This is a genomic window from Ruminococcus sp., assembly GCF_017549005.1.
Taxonomy (GTDB): Bacteria; Bacillota; Clostridia; order Oscillospirales; family Ruminococcaceae; genus Ruminococcus.
In genome coordinates, this window is the sequence record NZ_JAFYYT010000014.1 from 1 (window position 1) to 12506 (window position 12506).

15 protein-coding genes are annotated in these 12506 nt (G+C 41.6%); 14 read left to right on the forward strand and 1 reads right to left on the reverse strand.

Going from position 1 to position 12506, the window contains the following annotated elements; all coding sequences use genetic code 11:
- Positions 1-466: 466 nt before the first annotated feature.
- A complete protein-coding gene (locus IKW96_RS04970) occupies positions 467-949 on the reverse strand; it encodes a metallophosphoesterase (RefSeq protein ID WP_296571079.1) in 483 nt (160 codons plus the stop codon).
- A gap of 116 nt (positions 950-1065) precedes the next feature.
- Here IKW96_RS04970 and IKW96_RS04975 point away from each other — a divergent pair, with 116 nt between their 5' ends.
- The 14 genes from IKW96_RS04975 (at position 1066) to IKW96_RS05040 (ending at position 12504) form a co-directional block, all read left to right on the forward strand.
- On the forward strand, positions 1066-1317 hold the full coding sequence (locus IKW96_RS04975; RefSeq protein WP_296571082.1) for a hypothetical protein: 252 nt from the start codon (positions 1066-1068) through the stop codon (positions 1315-1317).
- Between the two features lie 24 nt (positions 1318-1341).
- Entirely contained in the window at positions 1342-1671 is a 330-nt protein-coding gene (locus tag IKW96_RS04980; protein WP_296571087.1) for a hypothetical protein, read from the forward strand.
- 62 nt (positions 1672-1733) lie between these two features.
- Positions 1734-1988 carry a hypothetical protein gene (locus IKW96_RS04985; protein ID WP_296571091.1) on the forward strand — a complete coding sequence of 85 codons (255 nt, stop codon included), beginning with the start codon at positions 1734-1736 and terminating at the stop codon, positions 1986-1988.
- Between the two features lie 11 nt (positions 1989-1999).
- The gene (locus IKW96_RS04990) at positions 2000-2254 is read left to right on the forward strand and encodes a pro-sigmaK processing inhibitor BofA family protein (RefSeq protein WP_296571095.1); all 255 of its coding nucleotides are present in this window, start codon (positions 2000-2002) and stop codon (positions 2252-2254) included.
- A gap of 76 nt (positions 2255-2330) precedes the next feature.
- Entirely contained in the window at positions 2331-3605 is a 1275-nt protein-coding gene (locus IKW96_RS04995; RefSeq protein WP_296571099.1) for a thymidine phosphorylase, read from the forward strand.
- A gap of 57 nt (positions 3606-3662) precedes the next feature.
- Positions 3663-4163: a zinc ribbon domain-containing protein gene (locus IKW96_RS05000; RefSeq protein WP_296571102.1), complete on the forward strand. Its 501-nt coding sequence runs from the start codon at positions 3663-3665 to the stop codon at positions 4161-4163.
- Positions 4164-4371: 208 nt separating this feature from the next.
- The gene (locus tag IKW96_RS05005; RefSeq protein ID WP_296571107.1) at positions 4372-6006 is read left to right on the forward strand and encodes a class I adenylate-forming enzyme family protein; all 1635 of its coding nucleotides are present in this window, start codon (positions 4372-4374) and stop codon (positions 6004-6006) included.
- A 174-nt stretch (positions 6007-6180) separates the two neighbouring features.
- Positions 6181-6546 carry a sporulation initiation factor Spo0A C-terminal domain-containing protein gene (locus tag IKW96_RS05010; RefSeq protein ID WP_296571111.1) on the forward strand — a complete coding sequence of 122 codons (366 nt, stop codon included), beginning with the start codon at positions 6181-6183 and terminating at the stop codon, positions 6544-6546.
- 203 nt (positions 6547-6749) lie between these two features.
- A complete protein-coding gene (locus IKW96_RS05015) occupies positions 6750-7265 on the forward strand; it encodes an NUDIX domain-containing protein (RefSeq protein ID WP_296571113.1) in 516 nt (171 codons plus the stop codon).
- On the forward strand, positions 7262-8251 hold the full coding sequence (locus tag IKW96_RS05020; protein WP_296571116.1) for a tyrosine recombinase XerC: 990 nt from the start codon (positions 7262-7264) through the stop codon (positions 8249-8251). Before IKW96_RS05015 ends, IKW96_RS05020 begins: the two co-directional genes overlap by 4 nt.
- A gap of 99 nt (positions 8252-8350) precedes the next feature.
- Positions 8351-10222, forward strand: coding sequence for an asparagine synthase (glutamine-hydrolyzing) (gene asnB / locus IKW96_RS05025; RefSeq protein WP_296571120.1), 1872 nt, complete (start codon positions 8351-8353; stop codon positions 10220-10222).
- Positions 10223-10237: 15 nt separating this feature from the next.
- A complete protein-coding gene (locus IKW96_RS05030; RefSeq protein WP_296571124.1) occupies positions 10238-10906 on the forward strand; it encodes an HD domain-containing protein in 669 nt (222 codons plus the stop codon).
- A 20-nt stretch (positions 10907-10926) separates the two neighbouring features.
- Positions 10927-12009, forward strand: a complete 1083-nt coding sequence (gene pyrB / locus IKW96_RS05035; RefSeq protein ID WP_296571127.1) for an aspartate carbamoyltransferase — start codon at positions 10927-10929, stop codon at positions 12007-12009.
- A 120-nt stretch (positions 12010-12129) separates the two neighbouring features.
- Positions 12130-12504, forward strand: coding sequence for a GntR family transcriptional regulator (locus IKW96_RS05040; protein WP_296571132.1), 375 nt, complete (start codon positions 12130-12132; stop codon positions 12502-12504).
- The last annotated feature ends 2 nt before the right edge of the window (positions 12505-12506 follow it).

Sequence of the window (12506 nt, forward strand, 5' to 3'; positions counted from 1 at the left end):
GAGGTGATGTCAGGCAGGCTCGCTTTTTGCCGAGCAGTCAGCGGCAAGGTGTGGCTCTTGATCCGTGAAGGTGGCTCTCAAGGCGCGGCAACGTGGCTCTGAGAGTCCGTGCAGATGGCTCTGAGGTGACGGCGTATACAAATTGTACCGTAAAAGTGATGTCAGCAAACGTTTTACTTATTCAACAGCTCTTGTTGTTACGAAAAAGAGTGACAAGATTATAAGTGTTACACGACGAATTGAATGGGTTTATGGAGACGAAAAGATTAGTTCACTTTCTGATGAAAGAGAGTTTACGTTTGTTCTTGAAAAAGATGAATGGAAACTAAGGAACATTTCATCCAGTGACGAAAAAAGGAATAAGATGCAAACATAAAATACTCCCCTTGAACTTAAAATGTTCAAGGGGATATTTTCATTTTATGTAACAAATGCAGTGCTTATGCATAGAATATAGCAGGGGAGATCATACATCGACTATATTAAGTACAACGCCGGCAGGGGAGATGTCGATATGTCCGAATGAGGGCTTGCTGCCGTCACGAGGTATAGAAGCGCTCCCGGGGTTTAAGAAATATATTCCGTTCTCATAGCTTTCGTACTTCATGTGAGTGTGCCCGAAAAGTACGATATCACAGTCGTTTGTCAGAGCAAGCTCTCTGAGCTTGTCGAGGGAGCTGCTCACGCCGTAAAGATGTCCGTGGGTCGCAAGTATCTTATGCTCCATAACAGGCAGAACAAATACCTCCTGACTGAGACTGTCAAAATCGCAGTTTCCTGCCACATGGATTATCTTTGGAGCGAGTTTCTGATGTGAGAGAATAAAATTATCAAGCTCGCGCTCACCGTCGCCGAGGTGGAATATCCAGTCTGCGTCTGTATTTCTTAAAATGACACTTTCGAGAGCATAAGAATTGCCGTGTGTATCAGATAGTACAACGATACGCAAGTTTGATCCCTCCAAATTAAATGAAATACGAATTTTAACTACAAAAGTATTATAACATATTTCTTTGGAAAAAGCAATATATTATTATTGAATATATTATATTTAAGGAGCTAAATATGAATAATAATATTGATCCCAGAAAAATAGCGTCTCTTCTCAATGTTGTCAGCAAAAAGATAGGAGTTCCCTCCGAAAAGCTGAAAAAGGAACTTGAAGAAGGTAAATTCGACAGTGCTATCTCTGCTATGTCTCCGAGCGACGCTGCAAAGTTTCAACAGGCTGTTAACAATCCGCAGATTGTTGAAAAAATGATGAGCAGTCCGCAGGCAAAAGCCATATATGAGAAGCTTTCCGGCACGAAAAAATAAATCAGGCAGCCTATGGACGATATAATGAACAAAATAGGCGATCTGCTGTCAGATGAGGAGAGCGTGAAACAGCTTTCGGAGCTTGCACAAATGCTGGTATCAGAGGATAACAGCTCCGAAACAAACAGTAATGGGGCAAATCTGCCCGATATCGACATTTCTTCTGTTATGAAGCTGACAAGTCTTATCGGAGAGGCTTCAAGACAGGATAAGAATACCGACCTGCTTCTCGCTCTTAGACCTCATCTCGGTGTGGAAAAGCAGAAGAGAGTCGATAAGGCCCTGAAGCTTCTGAAGCTTCTTGCAGTCTGGAACATGATAAAGGACAGCGGAATGCTGCAGGATCTTATCTGATGAAAGGGGGATAGGCAGCCGCAATGGTAATGTATGGGTCAAAATATCCGAAAAAAGAGCATATGAACCTATATCACGGCATTCACAGAAAAGCTGCTGCCGATGTTCCGCCCTCATCAGATAAGAAAGAGCCTGTACATGAGGACTGCAACAATGAGCATTCTTCAAAAAGCAAGCTCTTCGACGATTTGATCGACGAGTTCTTTGACGGAAAGATAGACAATGACAAGCTTCTCATAGGCGCTCTGATGTATATGCTCATAAAGGAGGGCGCTGATATGAAGCTTATTATTGCTCTTGGATATATACTGATGTGAGAGGTTGAGAAATGGATTCGGGATATATTTTTAAAATAATATGCGGGATTGTGACTGTAATAATGATAATTTACTATTGCAGGCGCGATAAAAAGCTGTTTTCCTTTTTTGTTGGAGCTTTTACTGGCAGCGCAGCCCTTTTTATTGTAAACAAATATGGTTCAATCATAGGAATGAACATTCCTTTGAATCTTTTCAATATATCGGGAAGCGTAATTCTCGGAGCTCCATTCGTTTTATTTCTTGTAATCATGAATTTTTTGTAAAAACAACGGACAATTTCACAAAAACTATTGAATTATTATTGCTATTATGGTAAAATATACACATAGGAGGTGGATCATGAACATCATTGACATTATCAATAAAACAAAAAAGTCTCAGGAGCTGTCCGAAGAGGAGATCATATGGCTCGTAAACGGCTTTACCAAGGGAGATATCCCCGATTATCAGATGTCTGCATGGCTGATGGCAGTTTGTCTGAACGGTCTGACCGAAAAGGAAACATTTGCCCTTACTGCTGCTATGCGCGACAGCGGCGATACTCTGAAACTCAATATTCCCTTTACAGCGGACAAGCATAGTACAGGAGGCGTGGGCGATAAGACCTCTCTTATCATCGGACCTATCGTTGCAGCCTGCGGTGTATGCGTTGCAAAAATGTCGGGACGAGGACTCGGTCATACGGGCGGAACTATTGATAAGCTTGAAAGCATTGATGGTTTCAGGACTGATCTTTCTCTTGACGAGTTTGAAAGTATATTAAGAGAAACAGGTTTTTCCATAATATCACAGACAGGCGAGCTCTGCCCGGCGGATAAGAAGATGTACGCTTTGCGCAATGCTACGGGAACAGTTGACAGCATACCGCTGATATGTGCAAGCATAATGAGCAAAAAGCTGGCTACAAATACGGATTGTCTTGTTCTCGACGTTAAATACGGTTCGGGTGCTTTCATGAAGGATAGGAACGAAGCGGAAAAGCTTGCAAGGCTCATGGAAAAGGTAGGCAAGTCAGCAGGAAAGAAATGCAAAGCTGATGTTACGGATATGGATTCTCCTTTGGGAAGAAATATCGGCAATGCTCTTGAGGTCAAGGAAGCTGTTGAGGTATTGCAGGGCAAGACAAAGGGCAGGCTGTACGATATTTGTATAGAGCTTGCTGCTGATATGCTCAGGCTGGCAGGGAAGGGGACCGACGGGGAGTGCAGAGCAATGGCTGAGGAAGCTGTTTCCTCGGGAAAAGCTCTTGATATTCTTCGTAAAACGATAAAACTCCACGGCGGTAACGAAAAAATATGTGATGATACGTCACTGTTGCCGCAGCCTCAGCTGAAATATGAGATCAGAGCCACAAAGGAAATGGAAATTCTCGGCTTCAACTGTGAAGAACTTGGTATGACATCTGTTCTGCTCGGCGCAGGCAGACTTAACAAGAACGACAAGATAGATATGAGTGCAGGTATCGTAATGAACTGCGAGATCGGAGATCATCTTAATGCAGACGATATAATCATGACTCTTTATTCAACAGTTTGCAGTGATTTTTCCGACGCTGCGGTAAGAGCGCTCAATGCAGTAAAATTTAAAATAACCGAAAAGCCAAGCTATACTTGACGAACGACTTTCAATGTGTTAAAATATGTATATAAAATATAAAGGAGGTAACTCATTATGGGTTTCGTTGATTCAGTTAAAGGTTTTGCCAGTAAAGTCGGAGGCTCCGTTGAGCGCGGTGCTAAGACTGTTTCCGCCAATTCAAAGAAATTAGTGGAGAAAACAAAGATCAAAAGTGAGATTTCCGGCATTGAATCCAGTATAAACGCTGACTACATAGTGCTCGGCAAGGCAATGTACGAAAAGATATGCGATGATCCTGAAAGTGAGTTTGAAAATACAATTTCAGACATTAAGGAAAAGAATAAGAAGCTTGCAGAATTAAAAGCGGTTCTTATGTCGCTTGAGGACAAGATGTTCTGTACAAACTGCGGTGCTCAGATAAGCAAGGAGCAGTCTTTCTGCGACAAGTGCGGACAGAAGGTGCAGGTGGAAGAGACTGCATCAGAAGCTGACGAAGTTGCCGAGGTAGTTGAGAAAACTGCAGAGTCAGTTGCAGAAGCTGCGGAAACAGTGGTTGAGGCTACTGTTGATTCGGCTGATGTTGAGGAAAAGTAATAAAATCTTAAAGGCGCATATGTTTTATATGCGCCTTTGTTTATGCAATATGTTAAAAAAGTAATGACGTAATTTGGCTAATAAAACATAAAGAAAGTATTTACTTTTTCGCTTTTTTGTGATAAAATAAAAATAGTTTATTGCTTTGCAGCTTTTTGGCTTTTAAATGGTAAAGTACAGAGCTGCTTTGGCAGAAAGGAAACGTATAATGCCTATTACAGAATTACTTAAAAGAAATGCAGAATTATATGGCAGCGACGTGGCGCTTGTTGAAATCAATCCAGAAATAACAGAAGTACGCCGCAGAACATGGAAGGAATATGAGCTTATAGAGCCAAATCCGGAGTGTCATTACAGACGTGAGATAACCTGGAAGGTCTTTGATGAAAAAGCTAACCGCTTTGCAAATATGCTTATCGAGCGCGGAGTACATAAGGGCGATAAGGTCGGAATACTTCTGATGAATTGTCTCGAATGGCTGCCTATATACTTTGGCATACTCAAAACGGGAGCTCTTGCAGTACCTCTCAATTACCGCTATACATCAGATGAGATAAAGTATTGTCTCGACCTTGCTGAAGTTGATATTCTTGTGTTCGGTCCTGAGTTTATAGGAAGAATCGAAGAAATAGCAGATGAAATAAGCAAAAACAGGCTTCTTTTCTATGTCGGCGAGGGATGTCCCACTTTTGCGGAGCACTATGATAGTCTCGTTGCCAACTGTGCAAGCGCAGAGCCTGATGTTACTGTTAATGATAATGATAATGCGGCAATATACTTCTCATCGGGTACTACAGGCTTTCCGAAGGCTATCCTTCACGATCATACAAGCCTTATGCACTCGGCAAAGGTGGAGCAGAATCATCATGGTCAGACCCGTGACGATATTTTCCTTTGTATCCCGCCTCTTTATCATACCGGTGCTAAAATGCACTGGTTCGGCAGCCTTTATTCGGGAAGCAAGGCAGTTCTTCTTAAAGGCGTTAAGCCTAAGTCTATAATCGAAACTGTTTCTGCTGAGGGCTGTACTATCGTATGGCTTCTTGTACCGTGGGCACAGGATATTCTTGACGCTATAGACAGGGGAGAGATTGACCTTTCAAAATATGACCTTGATCAGTGGAGACTTATGCATATAGGCGCTCAGCCTGTTCCTCCGTCGCTTATTGCTCGCTGGAAGAAGGTATTCCCTAAACATCAGTATGATACTAACTACGGCCTTAGTGAATCTATTGGTCCCGGCTGCGTTCATCTCGGAGTTGAGAATATCCATAAGGTAGGCGCCATCGGTAAAGCAGGATTTGGCTGGGAAGTCAAGATAGTTGACGAAAACGGCAATACAGTCGAGCGTGGTCAGGTCGGCGAGCTTGCTGTAAAAGGTCCGGGCGTTATGAAGTGTTACTATCGCGACGAAAAAGCTACTGCCGAAACATTGAAAGACGGCTGGCTGTTTACGGGTGATATGGCGCAGGAAGACGAGGACGGCTTTATATACCTTGTTGACCGTAAAAAGGATGTTATCATCAGCGGCGGTGAAAATCTTTATCCTGTGCAGATCGAGGACTTCCTCAGAAGCCATCCTGCTATAAAGGACGTAGCGGTTATCGGACTTCCTGATAACCGCCTTGGTGAAATTGCAGCAGCAATCATCTCAATCAAGGAGGATCATACCTGTACAGAAGAAGATATAACCGCTTTCTGTCAGAAGCTTCCAAGATACAAGAGACCTCATAAGATAATCTTTGCTGATGTACCGAGAAATCCTACAGGCAAGATTGAAAAGCCAAAGCTCAGGGCTATTTACTGCGGAGAAAGCCTTGTTGCAAAACAAATAAAGAATTAACTTCGTAAAGGAACAGCACCGCTGTTCCTTTATTTTATAACCATTTACTATTATTTATTGTTGTTTTCGCTACAATTCGACAAAACTCGTCATATTTCGATGAAATACGCTATATGAATTATTTCGATAATGTGTTATAATTTGTCTGTAAGCATATTGAGAGGTGATTGATCAATGAATGAATTAGCAACGATTATAGTAAAACTCTTACTTAATTTTGGGATATCTCCAAATACCAAAGGGTATCATTATCTGCGTGACTGTATTTATATTTGCGTAACTACAAAAGAACCTATCAACGCGCTTACAAAAATGCTTTATGCAAAAATGGCTGAAAACTACCATACTACAGAATGTTCTGTGGAAAGGGCGGTCAGACACGCAATAAAGTCTGGCTGGTACAGACATAATACAGAGCTTGCAGAAAAGATATTCGTAAATGTTCTTCAGGGCGTGACGGACATCCCGACGAACTCGGTTTTTATTTCTACGATATCTGAATGGATACGTGTTAACTATGCTGACCTTATCAAAAACTGAGCTTGGTATAAACTAATTCATGGAGCAGTATGTTTTAAACATACTGCTTTTTCTTTGTTATTTAAATAATGGGGATTATATTGAAAATATTGCAGAGAAGTGATATAATGATACTAATGAAATTTAACACAAAGTTTCACCAAATCAAAGTTTGGTGAAACTTTGATTTGGTGAAATAAAAGCATTGGAGAGTTGTACATATTATGAGAGAGCTTTTCAGAATGGACCTGAAGGACTATGATATAAATTTAAAAAGATTCCGGCGTCCGTCGGTTCGCGGTATTATTATTAAGGATAATAAGGTCGCAATGGTCTACAGTCACAAATATGATTATTATAAGTTTCCGGGCGGCGGGATTGAATCAAATGAAGACATTATCACCGCACTCAAGCGTGAAGTTCTTGAAGAAACAGGCCTTACTGTAATCGACAGTACTGTTGAGGAATACGGATCGGTACTGCGTATTCAGAAAAGCCGTGTTGCTGAAAATGAGATATTTGAACAGGAAAATTTTTATTATCTCTGTCAGACTGAGGATTCGGCTATTTCACAGAAACTGGACGATTATGAACTTGATGAAGGCTTTGAACTGCAATATGTATATCCTGAACACGCTATTTTAGTCAATCGCACGCATTCTCATGATATCTATGACCTTATACTTATTGAACGCGAATCAAAGGTTCTAGAATGTCTAATAAAGGAAAAGTTAATATGAATAACTATAATAATGAGTCGAACCCTGAATTCCTGAATGATTATCTTGTTCACATGAAGATAGTAAAGCTTCTTGCAGAGCGTACTATTGAGGAGTATTACACCGATATAAGGCTTTTTCTTAAGTTTGTGTATGAAAACTTTCATAGCACCGGAAAACCACTTGAAGAGATAGATATCCGTGATATGTCTGTTTCTGAATTAAGAAATATAAGCATTTCTGATATTTATAATTTTATTTTTTACGCTTCTGACGAGCGCAGAAATAAAGACCGCGCAAGGTACAGAAAGATTTCATCTCTGAGAAGCTTTTTCAAATATCTTGAAAAAGTTGCTCATATTATTGATGAAAACCCTACAAAGGACCTTGATGTTCCCGTTCCAAAGGCTTCCCTGCCGAAATTCCTGTCTCTGAATGAGAGCCTGAGGCTCCTCAAAACTGCCGATAATGCCGATTCCAAACGCGATTACTGCATTATAACGCTTTTTCTTAACTGCGGTATGCGACTCAGTGAGCTTGTAGGAATAAATATCTCTGACCTTGATTTTTATGAAAATCGTCTTAAAGTTCTCGGAAAAAGAAGTAAGGAAAGAATGGTTTACCTTAATTCTGCCTGTGTGGACGCGCTTCAGAAGTATCTTGTGATAAGAAAAAACAATCCGAAAGCTACAAGTGAGCCTGCACTATTCATAAGTAATCAGAACAGACGTATTTCCAAGCGGCGTGTTCAGCAGATAGTTGAGGATACGCTTACAAAGGCCGGACTTGACGGTAAAGGTATCACTACGCATAAGCTGCGTCATACGGCGGCTACGCTTATGTATCAGTACGGAGATGCAGACGTGCTCACTCTGAAAGAGCTCCTCGGACACGCAAGTATTGCCACTACAGAGATATATACTCATCTTAACGACGAGAACGTCAGAAATGCTATTGAGAGCAATCCGCTTTCAAAAATCAAATCTGACGACAAGGGTTCGGAATAATACTTTTATATTTTATAACTTTAGTGTTGCAAATTGCTGCTTTTTGTAGTATAATATTTTGGGAGATCAATAGCTTAGGTAAATCGGAGGTCACATTATATGTGCGGAATCGTAGGTTTTACGAATAATATCAGCAATTCAGACGAAGTCCTCGGAAAAATGATGGACAGAATAAAGCACAGAGGTCCGGACGCATATGGAAAGTATATTGACGAAGATATAGCTCTCGGACACAGACGACTCAGTATCATTGACGTAAGTTCAAGCGGAGATCAGCCTATATTCAACGAGGACGATTCGCTTGTCATCGTTTTTAACGGTGAGATCTACAATTATAAGACTATTCGTGAGACGCTTATTGAAAAAGGCCATAAATTCAGGACAAATACAGATACGGAGGTCCTTATACACGGCTATGAGGAGTTTGGCGAAAAGCTTCTGAATATGCTCAGAGGAATGTTTTCTTTTGTTATATGGGATAAAAACAAAAAGGAACTCTTCGGCGCCCGTGATTTCTTTGGCATAAAGCCAATGTATTATGCCAATATGAACGGTACTCTTATGTTCGGCTCGGAGATAAAAAGCTTCCTCGAGCATCCGAAATTCACTAAGGAACTCAATACTGCGGCTTTGGAGAACTATCTGACTTTTCAGTACTCCCCTGCCTCTGAAACGTTTTTTAAAAATGTTTACAAGCTCCCGCCTGCACATTATTTCAGATTCAGGGACGGTCATTTTGAGGCTAAACGCTACTGGGACGTTCATTTCAATGCCGATGACAAGCCGGGACTTGATGAATGGGTCAACAAGATATCCGATACCTTCCATGATTCGGTGGAAGCTCATAAGATAGCTGATGTTGAAGTCGGCTCTTTCCTTTCCAGCGGCGTGGATTCAAGCTATGTTGCTGCAATTGCAGACGTTGACAAGACTTTTACAGTTGGATTCGGAAGTGACGAAAAATACAACGAGATAGGCTGGGCAAAGAATTTTTCAAAGTATATCGGCAAGGAGAACACCAGCAAGGTGATCTCCCCCGAGGAATACTGGAACAGCCTTTCCATGATACAGTACCATATGGACGAACCCCTTGCCGACCCGTCGGCAGTTGCACTGTATTTTGTGTGCAATATAGCTTCGGAAAAGCTTAAGGTCGTTCTTTCGGGTGAGGGCGCAGACGAGATATTCGGCGGATATAATGTTTACAGCGACCCGAATGGTACAGTCTATGACAGGCTCCCGAGGAGCATAAAGCGCGGTATCGGAAAAATAGCTGCAAAGCTGCCGGCAAAGCGCGGAGTGAATTTCTTTGTGCGTAAGGGCAGAGATGTTGAGGAACGATTCATCGGAAACGCTTATATGTTTACTCCCGAGGAGAGAAAGTCGCTTCTTAAGATAGAAACTGACGCTCCGGACCCTACTGCTCTTACAAAGCCGTTTTACGACAATGTGAAGAACAAAGACGATGTTACGAAAATGCAGTACCTCGATCTTCATATGTGGATGGCAGGAGACATTCTTCTTAAAGCAGATAAAATGAGTATGGCTAATTCTCTTGAGTTAAGAGTCCCCTTCCTTGACAAGGAGGTAATGGCTCTGGCGGAGAGAATACCTACAAAGTACAGAGTTACTCACGATAAGAGCACAGCCGAGACTAAATATATCACCAAATATGCAATGAGACTTGCCGCTAAAAAGGATACTCCGAAGCAGACAGCCAAAACAGCTGCAAAAAAGAAACTCGGTTTCCCTGTTCCTATCAGGGTATGGCTCAGGGAAGAAAAGTACTACAGCCTTGTAAAGAGCTATTTTGAAAGCGATTGCTCGAAGCAGTTCTTCAATACCGCTCCCCTGCTCAAGCTTTTATACGATCATCGTGACGGAAAAGCTGACAACAGCAGAAAAATATGGACCGTATTCATATTCCTTGTATGGTATAAGGTCTATTTTGAAAATAACGGAAAATATTGATCGACAGGAGATTTTATGGCAAGTATAGTTACTTATAAGTATATAAAACAGAATCCTGATATAATGGAATATATCAGACGTGCGGATCAGGCGCTTGAAGCTCTCGGATATACGGAGCATTCATTCCCTCATGTTGAGAGAGTTGCACACACTTCGGCAATGATACTCGAGGGACTCGGATATGACGACAGAACAGTGGAGCTGGCAAGAATAGCTTCTATAATGCATGATATAGGCAATGTCATAAACAGAGTAGATCACGCTCAGAGCGGAGCTGTTATGGCTTTCAGACTTCTTGATTGTCTTAGTATGCCTGCAGACGAGATATGCTCTATCATTTCCGCTATCGGCAATCACGACGAGGGCACGGGACAGCCGCTTGACGCTATTTCGGCTGCTATGATAATCGGCGACAAGACCGACGTCCGCAGGAGCCGTGTGCGTAATACCGATCTTCTCACATTTGATATACACGACAGAGTAAACTATGCTGTGGAAAAGTCAAATGTAAGATTCAATGACGATAAATCATCTATTATTCTTGAGCTTCAGATAGATACGGAAATATCTTCTGTACTTGAGTATTTTGAAATATTCATGAAGCGTATGCTGCTTTGCAGAAGGGCTTCCGAGTATCTCGGCGTACAATTTGAAATGATAATCAACGGCAGCAAAATACTGTAAAAACAACGGAGGTCAATAATATGTTTTCAGAATATCAGCACCTTATAGACTTGAATGATTATCCTGTTTCATGGTGGAAGAAAGTTGTGGAGCTGGGAGAAGAGATATACAAGTCGCCCGAACAGTTCTCTCATGCGTGCGACGGAAAGATAATGGCTACCCTTTTCTATGAGCCCTCAACAAGAACTCAGATGTCATTTCAGACAGCAATGATACGTCTTGGCGGTCAGATCATCGGATTTGACAATCCTGCAAATTCATCTGTAGCTAAGGGCGAGACCATAAAGGATACAACAAAGATCGTAAGTAACTATGCGGATGTTCTTGTAATAAGACACCCCATCGCAGGTGCTGCAAAGGCTGCTTCGCTGACCTCGGACTGCTCTGTTATAAATGCAGGCGACGGCGGTCATCTTCACCCTACACAGACTCTCACCGATCTCCTTACACTTAAAATAGAAAAGAAAACTCTTTCGGGACTTACCATAGGAATGTGCGGCGACCTTCTCAACGGAAGGACAGTTCATTCGCTCTGTAAAGCCCTCAGTATGTTCCCTGACAATAAATTTGTATTTATTTCCACAAATGAGCTTGGTATGCCTGCGTATATTAAGGATATCATCAAGGCAAACGGCAGTTGCTACAAGGAAGTCAATACTATCGAAGAGGCTATCGGAAGTCTTGACGTGCTTTATATGACAAGAATACAGCAGGAGCGCTTTGCAAGTGAGGATGAGTATCTCGCTCAGAAGAATACATACGTACTTGACCGTAAAAAAATGCTGGGTGCAAGGAAGGATATGATAGTTATGCATCCCCTGCCCCGTGTTGACGAGATAACTGTGGACGTGGACGACGATGAGCGCGCGATGTATTTCAAGCAGGCTAAATACGGTATGTTCGTGAGAATGGCTCTTATTATGACTATATTGAAGGAGAAAAAATCGTCGGAAACGCTTAAAGGCAAGGTATTCAGCGGCGTTAAGTGTTCAAATCCGAAATGTATTACAAATCACGAAACATATCTTCCAAAAAGCTTCCGTTCAAGCGGAGATGAAACTCTTCTTGAATGCGAGTATTGTGATGAAAGAAAACTTATATAATACCGGTTTTCCGTACAGTTTATTCTGTACGGAAATTTTTTTATTTTTTTCGGAAAAGGTATTGACAAATCTGTTAAATCTGTGTATACTGTATATATACAGTGAGAAAGGAGAGCACAGATGAATATCTTTATTGATAATCGCAGCGGTGCGCCGATATACGATCAGATCTACAATCAGATCAAGGATATGATTATATGCGGAAGCTTAGCGGCCAATGAACCCCTGCCGTCTATAAGGACTCTTGCAAAGGATCTTCGCATAAGCGTTGTGACTACCAAAAGAGCCTACGACGAGCTTGAACGTGAAGGGTATATTTACACTCTTCCTGCCAAGGGGTGTTTTGTTGCGGCACAGAATACTGAAATGCTGAAAGAACATAATCTCAAGCTTATTGAGGAGCATATGAATGAAATACGAAAGCTGGCTGCTTTATGTAAGCTTTCAAAAGAGGATATAATTGATATGTTCGATATAATTGATGAATTGGAGTGATT

Coding starts and splice junctions, on each gene's coding strand:
- IKW96_RS04975 (WP_296571082.1), top strand. CDS start 1,066: ATGAATAATAATATTGATCCCAGAAAAATAGCGTCTCTTCTCAATGTT.
- IKW96_RS04980 (WP_296571087.1), top strand. CDS start 1,342: ATGAACAAAATAGGCGATCTGCTGTCAGATGAGGAGAGCGTGAAACAG.
- IKW96_RS04985 (WP_296571091.1), top strand. CDS start 1,734: ATGAACCTATATCACGGCATTCACAGAAAAGCTGCTGCCGATGTTCCG.
- IKW96_RS04990 (WP_296571095.1), top strand. CDS start 2,000: ATGGATTCGGGATATATTTTTAAAATAATATGCGGGATTGTGACTGTA.
- IKW96_RS04995 (WP_296571099.1), top strand. CDS start 2,331: ATGAACATCATTGACATTATCAATAAAACAAAAAAGTCTCAGGAGCTG.
- IKW96_RS05000 (WP_296571102.1), top strand. CDS start 3,663: ATGGGTTTCGTTGATTCAGTTAAAGGTTTTGCCAGTAAAGTCGGAGGC.
- IKW96_RS05005 (WP_296571107.1), top strand. CDS start 4,372: ATGCCTATTACAGAATTACTTAAAAGAAATGCAGAATTATATGGCAGC.
- IKW96_RS05010 (WP_296571111.1), top strand. CDS start 6,181: ATGAATGAATTAGCAACGATTATAGTAAAACTCTTACTTAATTTTGGG.
- IKW96_RS05015 (WP_296571113.1), top strand. CDS start 6,750: ATGAGAGAGCTTTTCAGAATGGACCTGAAGGACTATGATATAAATTTA.
- IKW96_RS05020 (WP_296571116.1), top strand. CDS start 7,262: ATGAATAACTATAATAATGAGTCGAACCCTGAATTCCTGAATGATTAT.
- asnB (WP_296571120.1), top strand. CDS start 8,351: ATGTGCGGAATCGTAGGTTTTACGAATAATATCAGCAATTCAGACGAA.
- IKW96_RS05030 (WP_296571124.1), top strand. CDS start 10,238: ATGGCAAGTATAGTTACTTATAAGTATATAAAACAGAATCCTGATATA.
- pyrB (WP_296571127.1), top strand. CDS start 10,927: ATGTTTTCAGAATATCAGCACCTTATAGACTTGAATGATTATCCTGTT.
- IKW96_RS05040 (WP_296571132.1), top strand. CDS start 12,130: ATGAATATCTTTATTGATAATCGCAGCGGTGCGCCGATATACGATCAG.